The 26,363-nt window shown below is 67.7% G+C and carries 23 protein-coding genes; 9 read left to right on the plus strand and 14 right to left on the minus strand.

Annotation, left to right across the window (positions count from 1 at the left end; genetic code table 11):
* Positions 1-27: 27 nt before the first annotated feature.
* The 3 genes from ACFWUU_RS09375 to ACFWUU_RS09385 are packed head-to-tail and all read right to left on the minus strand — an operon-like array spanning position 28 to position 3,224.
* Positions 28-873, minus strand: coding sequence for a carbohydrate ABC transporter permease (locus ACFWUU_RS09375; protein ID WP_137252810.1), 846 nt, complete (start codon positions 871-873; stop codon positions 28-30).
* Positions 870-1,826, minus strand: a complete 957-nt coding sequence (locus tag ACFWUU_RS09380; protein ID WP_137252809.1) for a carbohydrate ABC transporter permease — start codon at positions 1,824-1,826, stop codon at positions 870-872. The genes ACFWUU_RS09375 and ACFWUU_RS09380 overlap by 4 nt, the downstream gene beginning before the upstream one ends.
* Before the next feature lie 12 nt (positions 1,827-1,838).
* Positions 1,839-3,224: an ABC transporter substrate-binding protein gene (locus tag ACFWUU_RS09385; RefSeq protein ID WP_380174116.1), complete on the minus strand. Its 1,386-nt coding sequence runs from the start codon at positions 3,222-3,224 to the stop codon at positions 1,839-1,841.
* A gap of 91 nt (positions 3,225-3,315) precedes the next feature.
* Here ACFWUU_RS09385 and ACFWUU_RS09390 point away from each other — a divergent pair, with 91 nt between their 5' ends.
* Positions 3,316-4,281 carry a sugar-binding transcriptional regulator gene (locus ACFWUU_RS09390; RefSeq protein ID WP_380174118.1) on the plus strand — a complete coding sequence of 322 codons (966 nt, stop codon included), beginning with the start codon at positions 3,316-3,318 and terminating at the stop codon, positions 4,279-4,281.
* 6 nt (positions 4,282-4,287) lie between these two features.
* Entirely contained in the window at positions 4,288-5,079 is a 792-nt protein-coding gene (locus ACFWUU_RS09395) for a phosphotransferase (protein ID WP_380174120.1), read from the plus strand.
* On the opposite strand, the gene ACFWUU_RS09400 is transcribed toward ACFWUU_RS09395, so the two are convergent.
* A complete protein-coding gene (locus tag ACFWUU_RS09400; RefSeq protein ID WP_380174122.1) occupies positions 5,036-5,224 on the minus strand; it encodes a hypothetical protein in 189 nt (62 codons plus the stop codon). The genes ACFWUU_RS09395 and ACFWUU_RS09400 overlap by 44 nt on opposite strands.
* A 127-nt stretch (positions 5,225-5,351) precedes the next feature.
* Between ACFWUU_RS09400 and ACFWUU_RS09405 the strand changes: the two genes are divergently transcribed.
* Both ACFWUU_RS09405 and ACFWUU_RS09410 read left to right on the plus strand, forming a co-directional pair.
* Positions 5,352-5,951: a uridine kinase gene (locus ACFWUU_RS09405; protein WP_380174124.1), complete on the plus strand. Its 600-nt coding sequence runs from the start codon at positions 5,352-5,354 to the stop codon at positions 5,949-5,951.
* A gap of 151 nt (positions 5,952-6,102) precedes the next feature.
* Positions 6,103-6,720: a hypothetical protein gene (locus ACFWUU_RS09410; RefSeq protein ID WP_380174126.1), complete on the plus strand. Its 618-nt coding sequence runs from the start codon at positions 6,103-6,105 to the stop codon at positions 6,718-6,720.
* Here ACFWUU_RS09410 and ACFWUU_RS09415 read toward each other — a convergent pair.
* The 6 genes from ACFWUU_RS09415 to ACFWUU_RS09440 form a co-directional block, all read right to left on the minus strand.
* Entirely contained in the window at positions 6,717-7,991 is a 1,275-nt protein-coding gene (locus ACFWUU_RS09415; protein WP_380174128.1) for a thymidine phosphorylase, read from the minus strand. The genes ACFWUU_RS09410 and ACFWUU_RS09415 overlap by 4 nt on opposite strands.
* Positions 7,991-8,380, minus strand: coding sequence for a cytidine deaminase (locus ACFWUU_RS09420; protein ID WP_233714662.1), 390 nt, complete (start codon positions 8,378-8,380; stop codon positions 7,991-7,993). Before ACFWUU_RS09420 ends, ACFWUU_RS09415 begins: the two co-directional genes overlap by 1 nt.
* 95 nt (positions 8,381-8,475) lie before the next feature.
* Positions 8,476-9,765: an ABC transporter permease gene (locus tag ACFWUU_RS09425; protein WP_137252802.1), complete on the minus strand. Its 1,290-nt coding sequence runs from the start codon at positions 9,763-9,765 to the stop codon at positions 8,476-8,478.
* Positions 9,762-10,979 carry an ABC transporter permease gene (locus ACFWUU_RS09430; protein ID WP_380174130.1) on the minus strand — a complete coding sequence of 406 codons (1,218 nt, stop codon included), beginning with the start codon at positions 10,977-10,979 and terminating at the stop codon, positions 9,762-9,764. Before ACFWUU_RS09430 ends, ACFWUU_RS09425 begins: the two co-directional genes overlap by 4 nt.
* Entirely contained in the window at positions 10,980-12,530 is a 1,551-nt protein-coding gene (locus ACFWUU_RS09435; RefSeq protein WP_380174132.1) for an ABC transporter ATP-binding protein, read from the minus strand. It abuts the gene before it with no gap.
* A gap of 97 nt (positions 12,531-12,627) precedes the next feature.
* On the minus strand, positions 12,628-13,707 hold the full coding sequence (locus tag ACFWUU_RS09440; RefSeq protein WP_380174134.1) for a BMP family protein: 1,080 nt from the start codon (positions 13,705-13,707) through the stop codon (positions 12,628-12,630).
* A gap of 302 nt (positions 13,708-14,009) precedes the next feature.
* Here ACFWUU_RS09440 and ACFWUU_RS09445 point away from each other — a divergent pair, with 302 nt between their 5' ends.
* Entirely contained in the window at positions 14,010-15,191 is a 1,182-nt protein-coding gene (locus ACFWUU_RS09445; RefSeq protein ID WP_380174136.1) for an amidohydrolase, read from the plus strand.
* A gap of 770 nt (positions 15,192-15,961) precedes the next feature.
* Positions 15,962-16,606, plus strand: coding sequence for a GNAT family N-acetyltransferase (locus ACFWUU_RS09450; protein WP_380174138.1), 645 nt, complete (start codon positions 15,962-15,964; stop codon positions 16,604-16,606).
* 28 nt (positions 16,607-16,634) lie between these two features.
* On the opposite strand, the gene ACFWUU_RS09455 is transcribed toward ACFWUU_RS09450, so the two are convergent.
* The 3 genes from ACFWUU_RS09455 to ACFWUU_RS09465 form a co-directional block, all read right to left on the minus strand.
* Positions 16,635-17,210 carry a PIN domain-containing protein gene (locus ACFWUU_RS09455; RefSeq protein ID WP_380174141.1) on the minus strand — a complete coding sequence of 192 codons (576 nt, stop codon included), beginning with the start codon at positions 17,208-17,210 and terminating at the stop codon, positions 16,635-16,637.
* 12 nt (positions 17,211-17,222) lie between these two features.
* Positions 17,223-17,756, minus strand: a complete 534-nt coding sequence (locus ACFWUU_RS09460) for a helix-turn-helix domain-containing protein (RefSeq protein WP_380174143.1) — start codon at positions 17,754-17,756, stop codon at positions 17,223-17,225.
* A 507-nt stretch (positions 17,757-18,263) separates the two neighbouring features.
* On the minus strand, positions 18,264-19,838 hold the full coding sequence (locus ACFWUU_RS09465) for a methylmalonyl-CoA mutase (RefSeq protein ID WP_380174145.1): 1,575 nt from the start codon (positions 19,836-19,838) through the stop codon (positions 18,264-18,266).
* Positions 19,839-19,977: 139 nt separating this feature from the next.
* Here ACFWUU_RS09465 and ACFWUU_RS09470 point away from each other — a divergent pair, with 139 nt between their 5' ends.
* The 3 genes from ACFWUU_RS09470 to ACFWUU_RS09480 all read left to right on the plus strand — a co-directional run bounded on the left by ACFWUU_RS09470 (position 19,978) and on the right by ACFWUU_RS09480 (position 25,539).
* Positions 19,978-23,067, plus strand: a complete 3,090-nt coding sequence (locus tag ACFWUU_RS09470) for a M14 family zinc carboxypeptidase (protein WP_380174147.1) — start codon at positions 19,978-19,980, stop codon at positions 23,065-23,067.
* Between the two features lie 121 nt (positions 23,068-23,188).
* Positions 23,189-24,313, plus strand: coding sequence for a glycosyltransferase family 4 protein (locus ACFWUU_RS09475; RefSeq protein WP_380174149.1), 1,125 nt, complete (start codon positions 23,189-23,191; stop codon positions 24,311-24,313).
* Complete coding sequence (locus ACFWUU_RS09480) at positions 24,310-25,539, plus strand: glycosyltransferase (protein WP_380174151.1); 1,230 nt, start codon at positions 24,310-24,312, stop codon at positions 25,537-25,539. The genes ACFWUU_RS09475 and ACFWUU_RS09480 overlap by 4 nt, the downstream gene beginning before the upstream one ends.
* Here ACFWUU_RS09480 and ACFWUU_RS09485 read toward each other — a convergent pair.
* Entirely contained in the window at positions 25,536-26,345 is an 810-nt protein-coding gene (locus tag ACFWUU_RS09485) for an MBL fold metallo-hydrolase (protein WP_380174153.1), read from the minus strand. The genes ACFWUU_RS09480 and ACFWUU_RS09485 overlap by 4 nt on opposite strands.
* Between the last annotated feature and the right edge of the window lie 18 nt (positions 26,346-26,363).

Here is a 26,363-nt window from a genome sequence, read left to right on the forward strand (position 1 = left end):
GGGCATCGAGAGTGGAAGCGGCCAGTTTCACTTGACCGCCCCCAGCGACAGACCCTGGACGAGTTTGTCCTGTGCGGCGAACCCGGCGATCAGCACCGGCAGCGACACCACGATCGACGCGGCACAGACTTTGGCGAGGAACAATCCTTGACTGGTCACGAACCCAGTCAAGAACACCGGCGCGGTCTGCGCCACTGTGCCGGTCAGCACTCGGGCAAACAGCAGCTCGTTCCAGCTGAAGATGAAGCAGATCAGCGCAGCCGAGGCGATACCCGGTGTGACCACCGGCGCGACCACGGACCGCAGCGTGCGGGTCAGCGACGCCCCGTCGACCGAGGCCGCCTCGAGGATCTCGACCGGCACCTCGGACAGGAAGCTGCGCAGCATCCAGACCGCGATCGGCAGGTTCATCGAGGTGTACAGAATGATCAGCAGCCAGATGTTGTCCAGGAACCCGACCGACTGCGCGAACAGGTAGATCGGCAGCAGGCCGGCCACCACCGGCAGCATCTTCGTGGACAGGAAGAAGAACAGTACGTCGGTCCACTTCTTCACCGGCCGGATCGACAGCGCGTACGCCGCCGGGAACGCGAGCAGGATGACCAGCGCGGTCGACAGGATGCTCGCGGTCAGCGAGTTCGCGATCGACGGCCACGGCCCGGTGTCGAAGAAAGCCCGGTAGCCGTCGAGCGTCAGCGGCGCCGCGATGTCCGGCGGGTTCTTCGCCGCGTTCTCCTCGGAGTGGAACGACGTCAGCAGCATCCACAGCACCGGCAGCACGAACAGGATGCCCACGATCCAGGCCAGCCCGCTCAGCGCCCAGCCACCGCCGCGGCGCGAGTGCCCCTTGACCATCGTCACCTGGCCGCTCATTTGCCGGTCTCCTCTCGGAACAGCGTGGACACCGACCGCAGCGCGAACGTTGCGATCGCGATCGTGCCGATCACGACGATGACGCCGGCTGCCGAGGCGCGGCCGTAGTCGTGGGCGGTGTAGAACGTCTGGTAGATCGTGTACGGGAGGTTCGCCGTACCGAGACCGCCAGACGTGATCGTGAAGACCGCGTCGAAGTTCTGTACGACGTAGATCGAGCCGAGCAGCGCGGACAGCTCGAGGTACTGGCGCAGGTGCGGGAGCGTCATGTAGCGGAAGATCTCCCACTGGTTCGCGCCGTCGATCCCGGCCGCCTCGATCACGTCGAGCGGACGGCTCTGCAGTCCGGCGAGCAGGATCAGCATCATGAACGGCGTCCACTGCCAGACCAGCGCGAAGATGATCGACCACAACGGCTGGTTGCTGATCCAGTCCGGCTGCGGCGCGTTGTCACCGAAGATCCACTTCAGCACACCGTTGAACAAGCCGTACGTCGGGTTGTACAGCGCGTGCTTCCACAGCAGGGCCGCCGCGACGGGCACGACCAGGAACGGTGTGATCATCATCGTCCGGACCGCGCCGCGGCCGCGGAACTTGCGGTCGAGCAGCAGAGCGATCAGCAGACCGAGTACGAGGCTGATCAGGACGACGCCCGCGGTCAGCACGATCGTCACCCAGATCGCGTGCCGGGTGTTCGCATCGGTCAGCACCCGGCGGAAGTTGTCGATCCCGGCGAACCCCTTCTCGTCCGGGTAGTACGCGTTCCAGTCCATGAACGACACGATGATCGTGACCACGAACGGCAACTGGGTGACGATGATCATGAAGACCAGCGCCGGCAGCAACGGCCCGCGCCGGGCCCAGTCGCCGGCCCTGCGCATCACGGTGCCCTCGGGCGGCGCCGAGTGACGCCGGGGCTTGGTTTCGGTTTCAGGCTTGGCATCGACGGACATGTCTGCTCCCCCTCACTTCGCCTGTCGCGAGCGGTACCGCTCGGCGACGTCGTCGGCGAGCTCCTGCCCGCGGTTCAAGGCTTTGTCGACGCTCATCCGCCCGGCGATCGCCGAGCTCACGTCCTGACTGACCTGGGTCCCGAGATCCGGGAACTCCGGGATGTCGATGAACTGGATCCCCGGCGCCGGCCGCGGCTGGGTGCCCGGGTTCTTCGGGTCGGCGTTCTCGATCGCCGACTTGGTCGGCTCCGCGAATGCGGAAGCCTCCTTGACGTAGTCCGGGATCTCGTACGTCGACGCCCGCTTACCGGCCGGAACGTTGGACCAGCCAACCTTCTCGCCGACGAGCTTCTCGTAGTCCTTGCCGGAGGCCCAGGAGATGAACTTCCAGGCGTTGTCCTTCTTCTTCGAGGCTTCCTGGATGCCCCAGGCCCACGCGTACAGCCAGCCGGAGCTGTCGGTCTTCACGACCGGCGCCGGCGCGTAGCCCATCTTGCCCTTGACCGGCGAGTTCGGCGCCTCGAGCGAGCCGGCCGCCGACGTCGCGTCGTACCACATCGCGACGTTGCTCTGGATGGTGTTGTTCAGGCACTCGGTGAAGCCGGCCTGCGGTGCGCCCGCCTCGCCGTGCGCGCGGACGAGATCGACGTAGAACTTGGTCGCCTCGGTGAACGCGGGCGAGTTGACCTGGGCCTGCCAGTCCTGGGTGAACCAGGTGCCGCCGAAGGTGTTCACGACCGTGGTGAGCGGGGCGAACAGCTGACCCCAGCCGGGCTGGCCGCGCAGGCAGATACCGCGCATGCCGGGCTGTGCGTTGTCGACCTTGGCCGCGATGTCCGCGACCTCCTGCCAGGTCGGCTTCGCCGGCATCGTCACGCCCTTGGAGGCGAGGATGTCCTTGCGGTACATGAGGAACGACGACTCGCCGTAGAACGGTTCGCCGTAGATCTTGCCGTCGTCCGCGGTCATCGACTGGGTCATCGGCTTGAGGATGTCGTCCTGGTCGAAGGACGGGTCCTTGCTGATGTAGTCCGACAGCGGAGCGATCCACTTGGACTTCGCGTAGATCGGGATCTCGAAGTTGCTGACCGACGCCACGTCGTACTGACCGGCCTGGCTGGAGAACTCCTGGCTGATCTTGTCCCGGACGTCGTTCTCCGGGAGCACGGTGAAGTTCACGTGGATGCCGGTCTGCTTGGTGAAGTTGTCGGCGGTGAGTTTCTGCAGGTCGACCATCTGCGGGTTGTTCACCATCAGCACGTTGATGCTGTCGGCGCTGTCGCCACCACCGGCGCCACCACCCCAGCCGGCACAGCCGCTGGCCGCACTGAGAACAAGTGCGACCCCGACCGCCGTAAGCCTTCGTCCGGGCACTAGCAGCTCCTTCAGTCCGCTCATTTGAGCACGCCTCTGCTCACAGCACGAGTGAACCGGCAAGGGACTTGACCTGTCAAGGGTCTGTGCAACACTTGGGTCCGATGGTGCTCATATGAGCGGGGAGGCTGTGATGGAGACCTTCGGGCCGGCGCAGTTGGTGCTGACCGCGTCGATCGCGCGGCGGTACTACGTCGACGGGCGGTCGAAGGTGGAGATCGCGGACGAGTTCCGGCTCAGCCGGTTCAAAGTCGCGCGATTGCTGGACCAGGCGCGCAGCAGTGGGCTGGTGCGGATCGAGATCAGCCACCCGGGAGCCATCGATCTCGAGCTCTCGGTTCAGCTGCAGGAGGCGCTCGGGCTGCGGCGGGCGATCGTGGTCGACACACCAGAGGTCGACGAACCTGCTCTGCGGACCCAGCTCGGCAAGGCGGCCGCCGATCTCTTGTCGGAGATCGTCACTGCAGAGGATGTGCTCGGCCTTGCCTGGGCTCGGGCGGTGACGGCGATGACCGAGCAGTTGACGACCCTCGCGCCGGTGCCGGTCGTCCAGCTGACGGGCGCGCTGACCCGGCCGGATGTCGAGGCGAACTCGGTGGAGCTGGTGCGGCACACGGCGCGGTTGTCGGGCGGACCGGCGTACCTGTTCTATGCGCCGCTGGTCGTGCCGGATGCCGCGACCGCGCGGGCGTTGCGGCAGCAGCCGGAGGTGGCGGAGGCGATCAGCCACTTCGACTCGGTCAGCAAGGCTGTGGTCGGGCTCGGGTCGTGGGCGGCGGGGCAGTCGACGCTGTACGACGCGATGGACGAGAAGGCCTGTGAGCAGCTGGAAAAGCGCGGGGTGGTCGCGGATATCTCCGGGGTGTTCGTGGATGCGGACGGTGCGCCGGTGCAGAGTCGCGTCACCGATCGGGTGATCGCGATCAACGCCGAGCAGATGGACAAGATCGACGAGGTGATCGCGATCCCGTACGGGCTGGCGAAGGTCGCCGCGGTGCGTGCCGCCGTACGCAGCGGGCTGGTCAACGGGATCGTTACCCACGCACCCCTGGCGAAGGCCCTGCTGAACGAGACACACTGACCCGCGATGCCTGCTGAGGTTGAGACCCAGTTGCTCGGCGGTACTGCGAACCGTGGGCTGGTCGTGCGGGTCGGGGACACCGTCCGTCGTCCGCTGCGCCCCAGCAGCCTGGCCACGCACGCGCTGCTCGAACACCTGGAACGGGTCGGGTTCGAGGGTGCGCCGCGGCTGCTCGGGATCGATTCGCAGGGGCGCGAGGTGCTGTCGTACCTGCCTGGCGAGACGGTGACCACGCCGTACCCGGACTGGTCGATGACGGACGAGGCGCTGGACAGCGTGGCGCAGCTGCTGCGGGCGTACCACGAGGCCGTGGCGGACTTCCGGCCCGTCGGCCTGCGGTGGGCCGAGCCGGTGCCGCCCGCGTATGTCACCGGGCTGATCAGCCACAACGATCCGAACCTCGACAATGTGGTCTTCCGGGACGGTGTCGCCGTCGCCCTGATCGACTTCGACCTCGCCGGCCCGGGTTCACCGCTGTGGGACGTCGCCACCGCGGTCCGCCTGTGGGCGCCGCTGCGGCCCGACGCGGACATCCACGACGTACGCCGAGGCCGCTCCTTCACCCGCCTCCGCCGCTTCGCCGACGCCTACAGCCTGACCGAAGCCGACCGCCTCCGCCTGGTCGACGCAGCCGCCGACAACCACGTCTGGTGCATGGCCTACGTCCGCCACGGCGCCGAATCCGGTCACCCCTGGTTCCACCAACGCTGGACCACCGGCGAATCCGAACTCACCGACCGCACCAACACCTGGTTCAAACAGTCGGCGGCCGCCCTCCACCAGGCTCTGCTGGACTGAGAGCCTCCGCGACACCTTCGTAGTACTTCTCCTGCAGACGCTTCACCCACGGCGGGATGAAGGCCGCGATCAGGTTCGGAAACGGCGGAACGCCGTCCTGGTCGGTCAGCAGCGCCAGCACGAACGCCGCCACCACCAGCCCCATCACGACGAGCCAACCGCTCCCACCGCGATCAGCGCGTAGAACGCGGCGCCCAGCTTCATCTTCGGCATGTCTGGTTATCGGGGGGTGGGGTTGGCTGTTACTGCAGGAAGTGGCAGAGAATGGGGCGGTGCGTTCACGGGTGGTGTTGTTGGCCGGGCCTTCGGGGGCGGGGAAGTCGCGGCTGGCGGAGCAGGTGGGGTTGCCGGTGGTGCGGTTGGACGACTTCTACCGGGACGGCGACGACCAGGCGATGCCGCGGTCGCCGCTCGGAATCGTCGATTGGGACGACCCACGGTCCTGGGACGGTGAGCGGGCCGTCGCCGCGCTCGAGCAGTTGTGTACGACGGGGGCCGCGGACCTCCCGATCTACGACATCGCCGCCGACGGCACCGTCGGTCACCGGCCCGTCACCTCCGAGGGTTCCGCGCTGATCGTTGCTGAGGGCATCTTCGCCGACCAGATCGTCGGCGCGCTCCGCGACCGTGACCTGCTCGCCGCGGCGATCTGCGTCTACCACCACCGGCTCGTGACGTTCTTCCGCCGCTTCCAGCGCGACCTCCGCGAGCACCGGAAACCCCCGCTGACCCTGCTCCGGCGCGGACTCCTGCTGCTCCGCGACGACCCCGCGGTCGTCCGCCGCTGCGTCGAGGCCGGCTGCGAACCACTCCACCCGAAGGCCGCCCGCCGCCGGATCGAGACTCTTCTCACTCCGTCCACGTCCCAATAAAACAAGACTGTTTGCCTGGAGTTAACCAACTTCTGATGGCATCGGGCTCGGAACTGTCGGATGCGCTCGGGGGCGAGTTGCTGGACGGAGAGGGACCGTGACGCGGACTGCGCGGAGTCAAGCCGTGGGCGCTGCCGTTATAGTAACCGCCTTGCTGCTGGCTGTGACCGCCTGCGGCAACGAGGACGGTTCGTCGGCAACTGCAGCAGAGTCCCCAGCAGTCAAGCATTCGCTGTCGGGCCCGGCCCAGAAGGCGAAGGGCTCGCTCGTCGGCCTCGCCGTACTGCCCCGCGGGTACGTCGCGGACCCGCGCGCCAACGCCACCGGCCCGTTCACCGCGACCGGGTTCCTCAACACCTGGTCCGCCGACCCCGCGCTGGACCGCGCCCTCCTGCTGAACGCCAGCTTCGTCGAGGGTTACCGCGCGTCCCGGCTCAGCCCCGACAAGAAGAAGCGCTTCACGCTGCAGCTGTTCAAGACCGGCTCGGCCGGCAAGGCAGCGGCCCTCCAGAAGGGCTTCTGGAACCAGGACACCCACGAGCACCCGTTCGACCTCCCCGGGGCGCTCTCCGACGCCCGGGTGGAGTACGACGGCGGCACCGACCAGTCGAGCGCAATCGCCGAGGTCAGCCTCGCCGTCGGGCCGATGGTCGTCGAGATCAGCGTCCGCGAGGTAGGTGCCCTGGGCAGCAATCTCACCCCGGACACCGCGCTCGCCACCGCGCTCGCGAAGGAACAGCGAGCCCGCCTCACCGCGACCTCGAGCTAACCGATCCGGTCGATTACCAACGGACCAGGCTCGTAGGAGTCCGCCACGGCCACCGCGTCGGCCAGCGACTCCAGCGCACGGTCGATGCGGCTCGGGTCATCCGTGTGCAGGGTCAGCAGCGGCTGACCTTCCTGGATCTGATCGCCGGGCTTCGCATGCATCTCGACGCCGGCCACCGCCGATACCGGGTCCTCCTTGCGAGCCCGCCCGGCACCCAGCCGCCACGCAGCCACACCCACCGCCAGCGCATCGAGCTTTGACAGCGTCCCAGAGGCAGGCGCCGGTACGACGTGTTGCTCCGGCGCGACCGGGAGCTCCGCGGACGGGTCACCGCCCTGGGCCGAGATCATCGCGCGCCACGCGTCCATCGCCGTACCGTCGTTCAGCTTCTCGACCGGGTCGACGTCGGTGACGCCGGCCGCGGCGAGCATCTCCTTGGCGAGGGCAACGGTCAGCTCGATCACGTCCGCGGGACCGCCACCGGCCAGTACCTCGACCGATTCGCGTACCTCGAGCGCGTTACCCGCGGTCAGACCGAGCGGCACGGACATGTCGGTGAGCAGGGCAACGGTCTTCACGCCGGCGTCCGTGCCCAAGGCAACCATCGTCTCGGCCAGCTCGCGCGCGTCGGCCAGATCCTTCATGAACGCGCCGGAGCCGACCTTGACGTCCAGCACCAGCGCACCGGTGCCCTCGGCAATCTTCTTGCTCATGATCGAGCTGGCGATGAGCGGGATCGCCTCGACCGTGCCGGTCACGTCACGCAGCGCGTACAACTTCTTGTCGGCCGGGGCCAGACCGTCACCGGCCGCGCAGATCACCGCGCCGACGTCCTCCAACTGCTGCATCATCTCGTCGTTCGACAGCGCCGCCCGCCAGCCCGGGATCGACTCGAGCTTGTCCAGCGTCCCGCCGGTGTGCCCGAGGCCGCGCCCCGACAGCTGCGGTACGGCGACCCCGCACGCCGCCACCAAAGGTGCCAGCGGCAACGTGATCTTGTCGCCGACGCCGCCGGTCGAGTGCTTGTCCGCGGTCGGCCGGGACAGCTTGCCGAAGTCCATCCGCTCGCCGGACGCGATCATCGCCGCGGTCCAGCGGGCGATCTCGCGCCGGTTCATCCCGTTCAGCAGGATCGCCATCGCGAGCGCGGACATCTGCTCGTCGGCGACGTCGCCCTTGGTGTAGGCGTCGATCACCCAGTCGATCTGCCCGTCGCTCAGCTCGCCCTTGTCCCGCTTGGCCCGGATGACATCCACCGCGTCGAAACTCATCAGTTCTCCAAGTCCTCCGGCCCGAACGCGTCGGGCAACAACTCACGCAACGGGCGCGGTCCGGTCGGCGTCTCCAGCAGCAGACCCGGCCCGCCGTTCTCGTGCAGCAACTGGCGGCAGCGCCCGCACGGCGTGAGCAGATCCCCATGATGGTCCACACACGTGAACGCCACGAGCCGCCCGCCGCCGGTCCGATGCAACTCCGACACCAGCCCGCACTCGGCACACAGCGTGAGCCCGTACGACGCGTTCTCCACGTTGCACCCGGCAACCACCCGCCCGTCGTCCACCAACGCCGCAGCCCCGACGGCGAAGCCCGAATAGGGCGCATAAGCCCGCTCCATGACTTCAACGGCAGTTGCCCTCAACCGCTCCCAGTCCACATCCACCGCTTCAGCATCTCCCATCACACCACCCGCCCGCATCCGCCCTCCGGGCGGATGCGGGCGGGAGAAGAGCGAGCAGCCGCAGGCTCGGGGCGGAGCTAGTCGGTGACGTAGGGCTCACCATCGGCCTTCGGTGCTCTCACTCTGCCTACCAGGCCGGCGACCGCGATGATCGTGGCCAGGTAAGGGGCCATCAGCAACAGCTCGCCCGGGATCGGGACCTGGATGATCTGCAGCTGCGACTGCAACTGGGTGGCGAAGCCGAAGAACAGCGCCGCGACCGTCGCCCCGATCGGGTGCCAGCGGCCCATGATCAAAGCGGCCAGCGCGATGAACCCGTTGCCCGCAGTCATCTCCTTCGAGAACGAACCGGCGTACCCGACCGTGAAGAACGCGCCGCCCAGGCCCGCCAGGATCCCGGCCGAGAGTACGGCGGAGTACCGGATCCGCTTGACCTTGATGCCGACCGTGTCGGCCGCCTTCGGGTGTTCGCCGACCGCGCGGATCCGCAGGCCCCAGCGGGTCTGGAACAGCACGAACGTGACGACCGCGACCGCCAGATAGGTCAGGTACACCAGGATCGTCTGGTTGAACAGGATCGGCCCGAAGAAGGGGATGCTGGCCAGACCGGGGATCTTGATCGCCGTCAGCACCTCGGGCGTGTTCAGCTTGTTCGCGTCCGGTTGCAGGAACTCGTCGAACAGGAAGCCGGTGATACCGGTCGCGAAGACCACGAGTACGACACCGAGCACGACCTGGTTGACCAGGTACTTGATCGAGAACACGGCCAGCAGCGCAGCCATCAGCACACCGGTCGCGGCAGCTGCGATCAGGGCCGCCGCCGCGCTCCCCGTCGTACTGGAGACGACAGCCGCAGTGAACGCGCCGACCAGGAACTGGCCCTCGATCGCGATGTTGATGACGCCGGCCCGCTCGGACAGTACGCCGGCGAGCGCGCCCAGGATCAGCGGAGTCGCGAAGTTCAGCGTGCCCTGGAACTGGTTCGCCAGCGGGAAGGTCTTGCCCGCGGCGGCCCAGCAGAGGAACGCGCCGATGAAACAGATGCCGAGCAGCGCGGCCAGCCAACCGGCGTACCGCTGCGGCACCCGGCGCACGATGTAGGCAGCCGCGGCGGCCACACCGATGATGCCGAGCAGCAGAGCCACCGCTTGTGCGGGCAGGTGAAGCAGGTTGTTCTGCAGGTCGCCGGAGACCAGCTGGAACGTCGCTTTGCCGCTCTTGGTGAAGATCGCCAGGAGCAGGCCGATCAGTGCGAACACCAGCATCAGGCCGCCGACCCGCAACCGCCGGGTCCGATCGGCCGGCGCCTCGATGACCTGCGGCTTCGCAGGCGCCGCGGGTACCGCGTCGGGAGTCGTCTCGCTCATCCGTTCCAGCCTTTCGCGAGGACGGGGCCGCTGCCGCGTTCCTTCGGCAGGAAGCGGAAGATCGAGCGCACCAGGGCCGGAGCCGCGACGAACAGCACGATGACCGCCTGCAGGACGGTGGTGAGAGTCAGCGGCGTCTGCGTGATCAGCTGCATCTGCAGACCGCCTGCGTTCAGCGCACCGAACAGCAGGCCGGCCAGCACGGTGCCCAGCGGCGTACCGCGGCCGAGCAGCGCGACCGTGATCGCGTCGAACCCGACCGACGCCGCGACCCCGTCGGTCAGCGGCAGGTCGGTCCCGAGCACCTGCTGGGTGCCGGCCAGACCGGCGAGCGCACCCGCGACGACCATCGCGATGATGTACGCGCGGCCGACCGACATGCCCGCGGTGCGCGACGCGTCGGCGTTCGCTCCGACGGCGCGCAGCTCGAACCCGATCGTGGACCGGTTCAGCAGCCACCAGACGAAGATCGCGGCCAGCACCGAGAGGATGAACCCGCCGTGCAGCCGGGTGTCGCCGAACTGCGGGTACTGCGCGTTCGAGTCGACGATCGGCGAGATCGGGTCGGTCCGCCCGGGCCGCTGGAACGCGGAGGTGGTCAGCAGCCAGGCGAGCAGATAGATCGCGACGTAGTTCAGCATGATCGTCACGATCACCTCATGGGCGCCGGTGCGCGCCTTCAGCAGGCCGACGACGCCGCCCCAGATCGCGCCGCCGAGCAGGCCGGCCAGGATCGCCACTATCAGGTGCAGGCCCGCCGGAAGGTGCCAGGCGAAGCCGACGTACGCCGCCAGGATCGCGCCGGCGATCAGCTGGCCCTGGGCACCGATGTTGAACAGTCCGGTGCGGAACGCGAGCGAGACCGCCAGGCCGCCGCAGATCAGCGGAGTTGCCTGGGTCAACGATTCGCTGATCGCGGTGACCGAGCCGAACGCACCGAGGGCGAGCGCCTTGTAGGCCTCACCGACGGCACTCGCGGCCGCGGAGATCGTGTCCATCGGCGCGGCGCCGAAGTACCCCATCGCGGTCTTCACCTGGTCGTCGCTGACGATGATCAGGATCGCCCCGACCACCAGGGCCAGCACGATCGCGCTCAGCGAGACCAGGCCCTGGACCGCCCACGACGGCAGGCCGGACCGCCGCGGTTCCTTGGCCGGTGCGGGCGCGGCCGGGGCCGGCTCGACCGTTGTGTCTGTGTCTTCTTCGGGGCTCATCTAGATGGTTCCCAACGTGGTCGGGTTCTCGATCGCGACGTCGTGCGCCTCGGACTTGGAGGCGCCGGCCATCATCAGGCCGAGCTCGTCGCGCGGGGTGTCGGCCGGTACGACGCCGACCACCTTGCCGCGGTACATCACCGCGACCCGGTCGGTCAGCGCCGCGATCTCGTCCAGCTCGGTGGACACGATCAGTACGGCGGTGCCGTTGTCACGCTCCTCGACGATCCGGCTGTGCAGGAACTCGATCGAGCCGACGTCGACACCGCGGGTCGGCTGCGAAGCGACCAGCAGCTTCAGCGGCCGGGACAACTCGCGGGCCAGCACGACCTTCTGCTGGTTACCGCCGGACAGCGACGACACCGGCAGATCGATGCTCTGGGTGCGGATGTCGAACTCGTCCACCCGGGCCTGCGCGTTCTTGTCGATCTCGTCGGTCCGCAGCGCCAGCCCGTTGCCGAACGGCGCCTGCCGGAACAGGTCGAGGACGAGGTTCTCGGCGACCGTGAACGAGCCGACGAAACCGTCGTGCGCGCGGTCCTCCGGGACGTAGCCGATGCCCGCGTCCAGCCGCTGTCTGGTGGTCCGGCCGGTCAGGTCCTCGCCGTCCAGCGAGATCTTCCCGGCCGCGATCTGCGTCAGCCCGAGCAGTGCCTCGGCGAGCTCGGTCTGACCGTTGCCCTGGACACCGGCCACCGCGAGGATCTCGCCGGCCCGGACCTCGAGGTCCACGTCGTCGACGGCGGTGAACCCGCGCTCGTCGATCACGGTCAGCCCTTCGACCCGCAGTACGACGTCCTTCGGCTGGGCCGGCTCCTTGTCGACGACCAGGTCGACCGCGCGGCCGACCATCAGCTCGGCGAGCTGTTCCTCGGTCTCCGACGGCTCGGCCTGACCGACCACCTTGCCGCGGCGGATCACGGTGATCTTGTCCGCGATCGCCTTGACCTCTTTGAGCTTGTGGGTGATGAAGACGATCGACGTGCCGTTCTCCTTGAGCTGCCGCATGACGGCGATCAGCTCGTCGATCTCGGCCGGGGTGAGTACGGCGGTCGGCTCGTCCAGGATCAGCACGCTGGCGTCGTTGGCGAGCGCCTTGATGATCTCCACCCGCTGCTGGACGCCGACCGGGATGTCCTCGACCAGGGCCTCGGGATCGACCTCGAACCCGTACCGCTCGGACAGCTCGTTGACCAGGGCATCGGCCTTCTTCCGGTCCAGCACGCCGCCGTACCGGGTGTTCTCCCGGCCGAGCATGATGTTCTCGGCGACGGTGAAGACCGGGACGAGCATGAAGTGCTGGTGCACCATGCCGATACCGTGCTTGATCGCGTCGCTCGGCGAGGTGATCCGGACCTTCTCGCCGTCGATCAGGATCTCGCCCTCGTCGGGCTGCAACAGCCCGTAGAGCATGTTCATCAGCGTGCTCTTGCCGGCGCCGTTCTCACCGAGCAGGCAGTGGATCTCGCCCGGCTCGATCACCAGGTCGATGTGGTCGTTGGCGACCAGCGAGCCGAAGCTCTTGGTCAGGCCGGACAGCTCGAGGTGCATGCGGGCAGCCTCCCCTTCAGACGGCGAGCCAGGAAGGCTGGACCGGTGGGTCCGCTGCCTTCCTGGCTCGCACCGTACTACGCAAACGTGCGGCGGTTCAGGACGCCTTGGGCTGAACCTTCGACTCGATGGTGATCTTGCCGCTGATGATGTCGGCCTTGATCTGGTCCAGCTCCGACTTCACGTCCGCCGGGACCTTGCTGTCGAAGTCGTGGAACGGCGCGATCGCCGTACCGCCGTTCTGCAGGGTGCCGGTGAACTGGGTGTTGTCGAACTTGTTGTCGACGACCGAGATCACCGCGTCCTTCACGGCGACGTCCATACCCTTCTCGACGCTGCTCATCAGCACCGAGCAGTACTCCTCGGCGCTGATGCAGCCGTCGGTGTCGACCCAGATCGCGTTGACCTTGCCGTTGCTGGCCTTGGCCGCCTGCAGACCGCCCAGACCCGAGGGGCCGGCGACCGGGAACAGTACGTCCGCGCCCTGGGTGATCAGGTTCTGCGCGTTGTTCTGGCCCTTGGCCTTGTCCTCGAAGTCGCCGGTGAACAGACCCTTCTGCTTCTGGTCGTCCCAGCCGAGCACCTGGACGTTCTTGCTCTTCTGCGTGTTGTAGTAGCGCACGCCCTGGGCGAAGCCGTCCATGAAGATGGTCACGGTCGGGATCTGCAGACCGCCGAACGTGCCGACCTTGCCGGACTGCGTCATCGCGGCGGCCAGGTAGCCGGCCTGGAAGCTGGACTGCGCGGTGTTGAACAGCAGCGGCTTCAGGTTGGCGATCGGCGCCTTCGGCGCGGAGTCGACGATCGCGAACTTGATGTTCGGGTTCGCCTTGGCCGCGGCCTCGGTGGCGTCCTCGAGCTTGAAGCCGACGGCGACGATGACGTTGCACTTGGCGCTGACCATCGCGGTCATGTTCGTCGTGTAGTCGTTGTCGGACTTCGACTCGGCCTTGACCTCGGTCAGGCCGCGCTCCTTGACGGCGTCCTGCAGGCCCTTGTACGAGGTCTGGTTGAACGACTTGTCGTCGAAACCCCCCGAGTCGGAGACCATGCAGGCCTTGAAGTCCTTGTTGGCGCTACTGCCGGAGCTCGCGTTGTCGCTCGGCTTGCTGCCACAAGCGGCGACGGCGAGCGTCAGTACGCCCACGATCGCCGTTCCCCGCACGTACTTCTTCACCGGACGTCTCCTTCGTCGACCAGAAAAACCTGTGCCACTGCTTCTGCCCGGCACGCCTTCCCCCACGTGCCGCATCCGCAGACTATAGGGCGCGCCCCGTCATTCTTTGAACGTCGCGCAGGCCTCGATACCGGAAAGTGACCGGCATTATCGTCACATTTCGACAACTTCTCCGGCATGGTCACCGGCTGCGGTACCCACGTCACGGTGTGCACGCTCCGTGGTGGCTCTCACGGTCCGTGGTCGTCACTGTGGGTCCCACCCGCTGTGGGTCTTGGCCACGGCTGGTGCACAATCTCGGGATGAGTCATCAGTTGCTGGTCGCGGACGTGCTCGCGCGGGTCGAGGCGGTGCGCGAGGAGATGGTCGACGTACGGCGGGATCTGCACGCGCACCCGGAACTCGGGTGGCACGAGGTCCGGACCACCGAGATCCTCGAGAAGCGACTGGTCGAAGCCGGGCTCTCCCCGCGCGTGTTGCCGACCGGGACCGGGCTGATCTGCGACATCGGCGCCGGCGACTCCTGCGTGGCGCTGCGGGCCGACATCGACGCGCTGCCGGTGCCGGACGGCGTGGACACGCCGTGGCGGTCGACCATCGACGGGGTGGCTCACGCGTGCGGTCACGACGTACACACGTCGGCGCTGTTGGGTTCGGCGCTGGTACTGGCCGGGATGGCTCGCGACGGGCAGCTGGACCGGCGGGTGCGGGTGATCTTCCAGCCCGCGGAGGAAGTGATGCCGGGCGGAGCACTCGGCGTCATCGCAGCCGGCGGACTCGACGGGGTCCGCCGTATTTATGGGCTGCACTGCGACCCGCGGCTGCAGGTCGGTGAGATCGGACTGCGGGTGGGCGCGCTGACTGCCGCGGCCGACCGGATCCTGGTGCGGCTGACCGGGCCTGGTGGTCACACGTCCCGGCCGCATCTGACCGCGGACCTCGTCTACGCGCTCGCGAGACTGGTGTCGGAGCTACCTGCTGCTTTGTCGCGGCGGGTTGATCCGCGGGCGGGGATGTCGCTCGTCTGGGGCCGGATCACGTCCGGCTCAGCCGCCAACGCGATCCCGTCCCGCGGCGAGGCCGAGGGGACGTTGCGGTGCCTCGACGCCAGCGCATGGCGGCTGGCCGAGGAGCTGATCCCGTCGCTGGCCGAGCAGATCGTCCGGCCGTACGGCGTGGAGGTCGACACGGAGGTCACGCACGGCGTACCGCCGGTCATGAACGACGCGACGGCGATCGGGGTGCTGCAGAACGCCGTACATCAGACGCTCGGCTCGAGCGCTCTCGCACCGACCGACCAGAGCCTCGGCGGCGAAGACTTCGCCTGGTACCTCGAACACGTCCCCGGCGCCATGGCCCGCCTAGGCGTCCGCCACCCCTCCGCCGAATCCGCCGCCGACCTCCACACCCCCGGCTTCACCCCCTCCGAAGAAGCCATCACCCTAGGCACCACAGTCCTAACCTCCACCGCCCTCCTCGACTAAAGGCCACCGCTCCGCGGCGGCTGTCTTACTGGCCGCCTCCGGCGGCGTGGGGGGAACGCGCACCGGGCAGATGCGTTCGGCGCGGGCAACTCGCACCGAACCGACGACGCTGCACCGCGCGACCGTCAGGGCAGGGCAGTCGCCTCACCGCGACGAGGTTGGCGGTGTGAACGACAAGGACAACCCCTCGGCAACGGCCACCCAGCTGCTGTGTCCTCACAGCAGCCCGGCAGCGACAACGCCAGAGATGACCGAGGCAGTCCGGTCGACGCACGCGAACGCGACCGTTGTCCGTGGCAAGCTCTCCTGGATCAGCTCCTAGTACTGCTCGCGGACAGGGTCCGCCGTACGCCCCGGTTCTTAGCTTCGTTCGCGAGGTCGGCGCCAGGGATCAACTTCTTCCGGACAAGCGTGCGCTGCCCGAATGCTCGGAGGAACTCGTCGAGCAACTCAGGTCGTTGACCGTGCGGGCCACGGTGGTTACCGATAGCCCGTCGACCTGGGTGACGTCTCCACCCGGCAGAGCGCGCCTGCGGTACCTGGTGTCGGGCTGGATGGTCTGCGACGTACCTCGGTAGTGAACCCCACTGGCCGGAACCAAGCAGCTCCGGCGACTCCAGCACATCGACCGCACGCACAGCACTCACTTCTTGATGCTTGAAAAGTAACAACAGGTTGTTACTTTCAAAGCATCTTCGATCATCGCCGAGTCCGACGCGGGCCGAGAAGGCAGTCGGAGCCGTCGAGGGTGGGTGGTGTTGGATCGGCGTATGACGAGTTATCCGCTGCTTGATGTGCGGGTCAGTACGCCGGTGTTGGAGTTGCGGGGTGCGACCGATGAGCTGTTGGGGGAGCTCGCGGACGTCGTGCGGGCTGGGAAGACGGATGCCGAGCCGCCGCCGTACGACGACCCGATCTCGCTGTACGAGCCGGATCCTGATCAGCGGGTGGCGAAGTGGATGCGCGCGATCTGGCGTGGTCGGGGGAAGGTCGAGGCTGATGCTTGGCGGATGTACTTCGTGGTTGTCGTCGATAGGCGGCCGGTCGGGATGCAGGACCTGATCGGGGTCAACTTCTCGACGCTCGGAACCGTGACGAGCTTCTCTTGGCTGTCTGCCGACGAGCGCGGTCGTGGGCTCGGGCGTGAGATGCGGGCCGCGATCTTGCACCTCGCGTTCGAAGGGCTCGGGGCGAAGGAGGCGGGGAGCGATGCGTTCGTGGACAACCACGGTTCGAACGCAATCTCCCAAGCCCTCGGCTACGAGCCCAACGGCTCAGACTGGGCCACCCGCCTGGGCGAACCCGCCCTCCTCAACCGGTGGCGCCTGACAAGAGACAACTGGCAACAACAACGCCGAACCGACATCCAACTCCACAACGCCGAGGCCTGCCAGACCTACCTGCCGCTGTCGTGACGCGCGCGGAGGTCAGCGGCTCCGACCGCTAGCGGAATTCATCGATCAGGTCGACCGCCTCGTCCAGCCCGTGCGTGTCGCGAAGGACCTTGAGGAAGTCGTCCACCGAGACCGGCGGCGTCTTGTATCGCTGGGTCAGCTTCATGACTGCCTTCAGAGCACGTTGCGGTGAGACCGCAACGGTGTTGGCCGCGAACTCGCACGGCATCAAAATCTCGATACCGTGCGGAACCTTGTCAGCTGGGAAGTCCTTGACATTGCGCGTGACGACCGCGCCCGCATGCCCAGCCACGGCGGCCGCGAGGACGTGCTCGTCATACGGGTCAGGAAGCCCGAACGTGCCCTCGTACGGCTCCCAGTTGCGTACCTCGGCGTCGTCGAAGTACGTCCGCATCTGCTCGATGAGATACGCAGCCTTGGACTCCGCATCAGGTTCGGAGAGTCCGTGCTTCAACATGTGCTTGTCGATCTCACAGGCTCGCAACTCATCGAGGATCGCGCTGCTCCACAGCGGACGATAGAGGTTCTCCACGGCGAGGCTGAGGAGGAAGTCACGCTGTCGGCTGGGCCAGAGGATGCAGGTATCGAGGAGGGCGGCGAACACCGACCAATACTCTCAGAGATCGGTACTTCGCTTTCTGTGCTCGGCACGCTGCCGACGGACCCGCTTGAGCCGCTCGGTCAGGACTGCGGGGTCTTCGTCTTCGCTCACGTCGGCCGAGGTGTCGGCGATCGCCTGGTACTGCCGCTGCCGCCGTACTTCGCGATAGGCAAGGAGGTCTCGCAGCAGGACCTTCCGGCGATTGCCGATCCGCTCGCTGGCGAGTTCGCCGGCGTCGATCAACCGAACCACGGTTGGCCGGCTGACCCCGAGAAGATCCGCGGCCTGCTGGGTCGTCAGCTTCGGCATGGTCGGTGAGATCGTGACAGCCTTGCCGGCCTTCAGTGCTGCGACAGCCTGAACCAGTACGAGGTGGAGAGCCTCCGGGACCTCGATCTGGTCGTGTTCTTCAGCACCTGCGAGGAAGTAGCGCCGCTCCGGGCGCTCACCAGTCTTGCTGTGGTGCGCATCGAGGAAGCTGGCGATCGTCGCCATCTGCTCCTGCTCCTCAGGCAGGTAGGTCTGCGACTCGAAGAGCTCGGCAGCCATGACACCTCCGGAAACGAACGATCCGCATCTACTTTCGCAACGTTCGAATATGGTTACATGCGGTAAGCGGTTTAACAAGTCACGCGGTGCCGATCCGAACACCGCAGCACGCAGCCGCAGATCCCCGGCCTCACCCTTCCTTGCACATCAGCCGTAGCCGACCCGGCACCCGGCGAGATGCCTCATCCGCAGGCGACGCCGCACACCTCCGACGCGAGAAGGCAGCTGCCGCCCGCCGCCGGGGGAGCTCAACAGGCAGCTGCGCGATGCAGCGCCCGGTGTACGTTTGCGCGCGTTTGCACGCGCCGGAGCGATGCGCACGGTACGAATGCGCACACGCCGCCGAAGGCGGTCAGTAGGACAGCCGCCGCGAAGCGGTGACCGATCCACGGTCCTGCCCGATCGGGACGTCGCGCGCGGCGGACCAGCACACCTGAGACGGACTCGCACACCGCCGAAGGCGGCCAATAAGACAGCCGCCGCGAAGCGGTGTCCTTTTCGTGTGTTCTAGAAGGTGTCGGCGGGGACGTAGACGCCCCAGACTTCTCGGAGGGTGTTGCAGACTTCGCCGACCGTGGCTCGGGCTTTTAGTGCTTCTTTCATGGGGTAGAGGCAGTTGTCGTTGCCTTGGGCGGCTTTTTTCAACGCCGCCAGGGCTTCGTCGACGGCGGACTGGTTGCGGGTGGCGCGGAGGGTGGTTAGGCGGGCGGTTTGCTGGGCTTCGATGGTGGGGTCTACGCGGAGGGGTTCGTACGGCTCCTCCTCCGCGATCTTGAACTTGTTCATGCCGACGACGACGCGTTCGACGGAGTCGATCTCCTTGGCGATCTGGTACGCCGAGCGCTCGATCTCCTGTTTCTGGAAGCCCTTCTCGATCGCGGCGACGGCCCCGCCGTACTCCTCGACCTGGTCCATCAGCTCGAGCGCGGCGGCCTCGACCTCGTCGGTGAGCGACTCCACCACATAGGAGCCGGCAAACGGATCCACCGTCGCGGTGATGTCGGTTTCATAAGCGAGGACCTGCTGCGTGCGCAGCGCCAACCGCGCGGCCTTCTCGGTCGGCAGCGCGATCGCCTCGTCGTACGAATTGGTGTGCAAAGACTGCGTTCCACCAAGTACCGCGGCCAACCCCTGGATCGCCACCCGCACCAGATTCACCTCGGGCTGCTGCGCGGTGAGCTGTACGCCGGCCGTCTGCGTGTGGAAGCGCAGCATCAACGACTTCGGGTTCTTGGCGCCGAACGAGTCCCGCATCACCCGAGCCCAGATCCGCCGCGCCGCCCGGAACTTCGCGACCTCCTCCAGCAACGTCGTCCGCGCCACGAAGAAGAACGACAACCGCGGCGCGAACTCGTCCACATCCAACCCGGACGCGACCGCCGCGCGCACGTACTCGATCCCGTTCGCCAACGTGAACGCGATCTCCTGCGCAGGCGTCGCCCCCGCCTCGGCCATGTGGTAGCCGGAGATCGAGATCGTGTTCCACCGCGGCAGCTCCGCGTGGCAGTACGCGAAGATGTCGCTGATCAGCCGCAGCGACTCCTTCGGCGGGTAGATGTACGTCCCGCGGGCGATGTACTCCTTCAGTACGTCGTTCTGGATCGTGCCGGTGAGCTTGTCCGCCGACACGCCCTGCTCCTCGGCCACCAACTGGTACAGCAGGAGCAGCACCGAGCCGGGCGCGTTGATCGTCATCGACGTCGATACCTGGTCCAGCGGGATCTTGTCGAACAGCACCCGCATGTCGTCGATCGAGTCGATCGCCACCCCGACCTTCCCGACCTCGCCAGAAGCGATCGTGGCGTCGGAGTCGTACCCCATCTGCGTCGGCAGGTCGAACGCGACCGACAGCCCCATCGTCCCGTGGTCGATCAGCTGGTGGTACCGCTGGTTCGACTCGGCCGCCGTCCCGAACCCGGCGTACTGCCGCATCGTCCACGGTCGCTGCGTGTACATCGTCGGGTACACGCCCCGGGTGTACGGGAACTCCCCCGGCTCCCCGAGTTTCGCCGCCGGGTCGAACCCGTCCAGCGGCTCGTACACCGGATCGAACTCGAACCCCGACTCGCTGCGATGACTCATCCCCCAAAGGTAGGCGAACCACCGCCCGACTGGTATGACGCCGAGCACGCCCAGCGACCCGCCCGCTCCCAGCTGTTGACTCGTGACGTGGCTCACAGGACGCTGCGACGGTATGCACCGTCGACCGGGGAGGGGCGACATGCGAAGAACTTCTGCTCTGATCGCAGTACTGGCTGTCGTAGCGAGCGGATTGGCCGCTGGAGAAGCTGCCACCGCAGTACCAGGCCAAGGAGGTGACGGCCTCGAGGTGTACGTCGGAGACCTCAGCGCGCAACAGCTGCAGAAGGTCGTCGACACCGGGGTGGACCGCTCGGACCTGGCCACCGGCCAGACAGCCGGAGGCAAGGTCAAGGTCGAGGTCGTGATGTCCGAGCGGCAGGCTGCCAAGCTCCGCTCCGACGGCGTCGATCTGAAGGTCAAGCAGGTCAAGGGCCACGCTGCCTCCGACGAGGCCGCCAGGCTCGCCGCGGCCGGCCCGACCGTGTTCCGCCCGTACAGCGGGCCGGGCGGCCTGTCCGAGGAGCTGACCCAGACAGCAGCCGCGCATCCGCTGCTGGCCAAGCTGGTCACCATCGGTACGACGGTGCAGGGCAAGCCGATCGTCGCCGTCAAGGTGAGCCTGGGCGCCCGTCTGCTACCCGACGGCGCCAAGCCTTCGGTGCTGTACTCCGGCACCCAGCACGCCCGCGAGTGGATCACCCCGGAGATGGTGCGCCGGCTGATGCACTACGTGATCGACGGCTACGGCCACAATGCCGAGATCACCAAGCTGGTCAACACGACCGAGCTGTGGTTCCTGCCGGTGGCCAACCCGGACGGCTACGACTACACGTTCACCGGCGACCGGTTGTGGCGCAAGAACCTGCGCGACAACAACGGCGACGACCTCATCGCCCCCGGCGACGGCGTCGACCTGAACCGCAACCTGCCGACCAAGTGGGGTTACGACAACGAAGGTTCGTCGCCCGACCCGAGCAGCGACACGTACCGCGGTCCGGCCCCGGCCTCCGAGCCAGAGACGAAGGCCCTCGACCAGCTGTTCCGCAAGGTCAAGTTCACCGAGCTGGTCAACTACCACTCCGCGGCCCAGCTGCTGCTGTACGGCGTCGGCTGGCAGGTGAGCACACCGTCGCCGGACGACGTGATCTCCGAGGCGATGGCCGGCGACGACGCGAATCCCGCAGTACCCGGCTATGACCCGGACATCTCCGCCGAGCTCTACACCACCAACGGCGAGACCGACGACCATGCGGCGAACAGGTACGGCACGATGGCGTTCACGCCGGAGATGTCGACCTGCCAGACCGCGTCCGCCGTCGACCCCAACGACCAGTGGCGGCCGGAGGACTGCGTCAGCGTCTTCAGCTTCCCGGACGACGAAGGCCTGATCCAGGCCGAGTTCACCAAGAACATCCCGTTCGCGCTGTCCGTCGCGAAGTCCGCCAAGGACCCCGACGACCCGGTCTCGGTGGTCGGCCGGAAGGCCGCCGATCTGGTCGCGGACCCGTTCACGGTCTCGTACGGCACCACCCAGCCGGTCGCGGTGATCGCGAAGCGGGCCTTGAAGAACCTGCGGATCAACTACCGCGTCAACGGCGGCCGCGCGGTGTCCGACAAGGTCTCGGAGTGGAAGGGCGGCGAGCGGTACGGCGACACCAACAACCGGTACTACGCCGAGTTCCGCGGCACGGTACGCCGTACCAAACCCGGTGACTCGGTCGAGGTGTGGTTCACCGGCAACAAACCGGGGACGGGCAACGTCGCCGGCGAGCACTTCACCTACCACGTCGCCACCGATATCGGCGGACAGGTACTGATCCTGGCCGCGGAGGACGTCACCGGCGCGAGCCCGGCGCAGGGCGTCACGACAGCGAAGTACGCGAGCAACTACGCCGCCACACTCGCCGCGTCCGGGATCACCTCCGACGTGTACGACGTCGACGCGAACAACCGAACCGCACCGCACCCGCTGGGCGTGCTGTCGCACTACAAGGCCGTGGTCTGGGAGACCGGCGACGACATCATCACCCGCAAGGTCGGGCAACCGGCCGGTACGGCGGCCGAGCTCGCTCTCGACCTGGAGCTGTCGGTCCGCGACTACCTCAACGAGGGCGGCAAGTTGCTCTACACCGGCAAGTACGCCGGCTATGCGAGCAACGGGGACGGGGCGTACTACTACAACCCGTTCCAGGAGCAACAGGGTGAGTGCACGGCGCGTGCGTACCCGTGCCTGCCGCTGCTCAACGACTTCGAGCAGTACTGGCTGGGCGCCTACACGCTCGTCGACAACAGCGGCAGCGACAGCAACGGCGCGCCGGTTCCGATCCGCGGCACCGCCGGTGCCTTCAACGGGTTCACCGGGACGCTCAACGGTGGCGACTCGGCCGGCAACCAGGACCACACGAATGCCTTCGTGCTGACCTCGAGTGTGTTGCCCAAGGCCCAGTTCCCGCAGTTCGCGAGCTCGGCACCGCTGAAGTGGAACCGGCCCGGCGGGGCGCCGTTCGAGCCGTTCACCGGTTCGCAGTACGTGTACAGCCGGCAGGCCGACATGAGCTACAAGCGGCTCAGCCGGACGGTCGACCTGAGCGGAATCTCGAGCGGATCGATGGCGTTCAAGTTCTCCTTCGACACCGAGGCGGACTGGGACTTCGTAATGGTCGAGGCGCACACCGTCGGCCAGAACGACTGGACCACACTGCCGGACATGAACGGCCATACTTCGCAGGACACCGGCCAGAGCTGCCCGGCCGGTGTGGTGCAGCTGCATCCGTTCTTGGCGCACTACCAGGGTGCGGACTGCTCACCGACCGGGACCACCGGCGCGTGGCATGCGGCGTCCGGGTCCAGCGGGGGCTGGCAGGACTGGAACATCGACCTCACGCCGTACGCCGGGAAGCAGGTCGAGCTGTCGATCACCTACGTCAGTGACTGGTCCACGCAGGGCCTCGGGGCCTTCGTCGACGACGTCTCGATCACGCGAGACGGAGCCACCGAGCAGACGTCCTTCGAGACCGACCTCGGCGGTTGGGCGGTACCCGGTGCGCCGACCGGCTCACCGGCGAACCCGACCGACTGGATCCGGACCACGACCGCCTTCGACGAGGGCGCCGGGGTGGCCACACCGGACACGGTGTACCTCGGCTTCGGCGCCGAAGGCCTGACCACGCAGGCGATGCGCACCGACCTGGTCCGCCGGTCGATGACTCACTTGTTCACCACCCCGTAACTGGGGATGCCCTGTCGACACCTGAAGGACACTTCAAATCCCTACAGCTGTCGACAGGGCATCGACGCCGTGTCACGAGAGTGTCGCCCAGGGTTCATGCACGGTGAGGAACCTTCGAAGTGTGCGAATCGTGATGGTGGCCGAGACCTTCCTGCCGCAGATCAATGGCGTGGCGAACACGGCTCGCCATGTCGCCGACCGGCTGCGCGCCCGTGGGCACGCACTGCTGATCATTGCCCCCGGCCCGGGACCAGACGCGTACGGCGACGTACCGGTGATCCGCGCCCGCAGCTTCCGGACGCCAGGCTACAAGGAGTACCCCGTCGGCCTGCCCGATCCGTCGATCGAGCGGGCGATGGCCGACTTCAAGCCGGACCTCGTGCACCTCGCCTCGCCGTTCATCATCGGCGCGTACGGCCTGCGCGCGGCCCGCAAGCTCGGGCTGCCGACGGTCGCGATCTTCCAGACCGACATCGCCGGCTTCGCCCGCCAGTATCCCTGGTACGCCGCCGCCGACCGCGGCATCTGGCGCTGGGTACGGCGGACGCACTCCCGCGCCGACCGGACCCTCGCCCCCTCGACCGCATCCGTCGACGCGCTGGTGCAAGGCGGCGTACCGCGGGTGCATCTGTGGGGCCGCGGCGTGAACCTCGACCTGTTCGACCCCAAGCACCGCGACGAACAATGGCGCCGGCAGATCTCGCCGGACGGCAAGCCGATCGTCGGGTACGTCGGCCGGCTGGCCGCGGAGAAGAAGGTACGGCGGCTCGCCGAGCTGACCGACCTGGACTGCCGGATCGTGATCGTCGGCGACGGCCCGGACCGCGCATCGCTGGAGAACGCGTTGCCGACGGCAACCTTCCTGGGGATGCGCCGGGGCGCCGACCTGGCGTCGATCTTCGCCGGGCTGGACGTGTTCGTCCACACCGGTGAGCACGAGACGTTCTGCCAGACCATCCAGGAGGCGCAGGCTTCCGGCGTCGCGACCGTCGGCCCGGCCGCGGGCGGCCCGCTCGACCTCATCCACCCTGGTGAGAACGGTCTGCTGTTCGAGCCGGGCAAGGCCGGATCGCTGCGTGACCAGGTGAAGATCATGCTCGAGCACCCTGAGGCCCGCGGCCGGATGGCGGCTGCCGGCCTGCAGCGGGTGCAGTCCCGGACCTGGCCGGCGGTGGTCGACGACCTGGTCGACCGCCACTATGCCGAGGTCCTGCGTGAGGCGGCGGCTGTCCGGCGGGTCGCGTGAGTGCGCTTCGGATCGCCCAACTGGCGAACTTCGTCGGGCCGACGTCCGGTGGGATGCGGACCGCGATCGAGCAGATCGGCCAGGGCTACGTCGAGGCCGGCGCCGAGCGGATCGTGATCACGCCGGGCGAGCGCGACGAGGTGGCCCAGACCGAGTTCGGCACCGTCGTACGGGTGAAGGCGCCCAAGGTGAGCGGTGGGTACCGCCTGATCACCAACCCGTGGAACGTGATCGACGTACTGAAGAAGTTCGGGCCGACCACGGTCGAGATCTCGGACAAGTCGACGCTGCTCCCGGTCGCGCGCTGGGCCCGCCGCAACGACATCGGCACGATCCTGTTCAGCCACGAGCGTCTGGACGCGATGCTGGCGCTGGGCTCGGCCCGTCCGGGGCAGCTCGGCGGCCACGACGTACTGCGTCCCGGCCGGATGCTCGGTGAGGTCAGCCAGCGCACCAGCCGCTGGACCGGTGAGAGCGTCCAGCGCCGGGCCGAGGGCGTCAAGGCCAGCCAGCTCCACGTGGTCGCGACCGTCGCCGCGCTCTACCGGATCCTCAGCCGCACGTACGACGCTGTCGTGGTCACGTCCCGCTACGCGGCCGCGGAGTTCGACGAGGTGACGACGCCGCTGGTCCGGATCCCGCTCGGGGTCGACCTGGAGACCTTCCACCCGTCGCGGTCCGCGCCGGTGGACGACGGCGTACTCAAGCTGGTGCACGCCGGCCGGCTGTCGCGAGAGAAGAGCCCGCACCTCGCGGTCGCCACGGCGGTCGAACTGCACCGCCGCGGCGTGAAGCTACAGATGGACGTGTACGGCACAGGCCCGCACCTCGACGAGCTGATCGAGATCGCGGGCGACGCGCCGGTCACGTTCCACGGGTACGTCGACGGCCGCCAGACCCTCGCCAAACATCTCGCCGAGGCCGACATCGCACTGTCCGTCTGCCCCGGCGAGACCTTCGGCCTGGCCGTCCTGGAGGCCCTCGCCGCCGGCACCCCGGTCGTCACCGCCAACACCGGCGGCGCCCGCGAACTCGTCGACGAGTCCTGCGGCCGCTGGGCGGCAGCCAACCCCTCGGCCCTCGCCGACGCCACCCTCGCCCTGGCCCAACTCCCCAACCGCAGAGCCGCCGCCCGCCACCGCGCCGAGCTCTACAACTGGAACACCTGCGTCCAGCACATGCTCGCCCTCCACACCCGCCTGTCCCAGGCCCGCATCGCCGCCTAGGTCAGGTGGTCGTAGTCGCCTCGGACCCAAGCTGCGTGGCGGTCGGCGGAGCGGCGTACGACGGCTTTGGCGTCGGTCGGGATCGAGGCGCCGAAGTTGTTGTAGAGGCGGTCGTACTCGTAGGGGTCGAGCGAGCGGGCTACCCGGTCGACCACCGCGCCCGAGAGTGGGATGCGGTTCGGGTAGCTGCGCATGAAGCTGACCGAGGTGCGGTCGGGGTTGGCGAAGATCGTGTCGCCGGACAGGATCACACCCTTGCCCTCGGCACCGTTCTGCCAGTGGATGACGGCGCTGCCAGGGAAATGACCGCCTGGTTGGAGAACGGTCACGCCGGGTAGCGGCGTCAGCTTGCCCGACCAGGTCTGGATGACCGGGTCCTGGCGGGCGACCCACTCCTTGTCCGGCTCCGAGACATACACCGGTACGTCGCCGAGGCGGTGGCTCCACTCGACCTGGACGCCGTACATGTGCGGGTGGCTCGCGATCACGCCCACCACCTCGCCGAGCTCGCGGACCCGGCGTACGGCGTCGTCGTCGACGTACCCGATCGGGTCCCAGAGCAGGTTGCCCGCATCGGTTGTCACCAGCATCGACTGCTGACCGATCCCGATCGGCGGCTTCGAGCGGATGCCGTACAGACCGGGCTCCACCTCGGTGATGGTGACCTCGGTGCCGGCCAGCTCCTCGAGCGTGGTCCAGTGCTGCCCGTCGGCGGGCACCCACTGCCGTTCGTCGGCGCAGATCGCACACACGTCGACCTGCTCGGAGTGCTCGACCGCACAGGTCGCACAGATCCAGAAACTCACTGTAGTTTCCCTTCGCCT

The organism is Kribbella sp. NPDC058693 (assembly GCF_042715335.1).
Lineage (GTDB): Bacteria > Actinomycetota > Actinomycetes > Propionibacteriales > Kribbellaceae > Kribbella > Kribbella jiaozuonensis.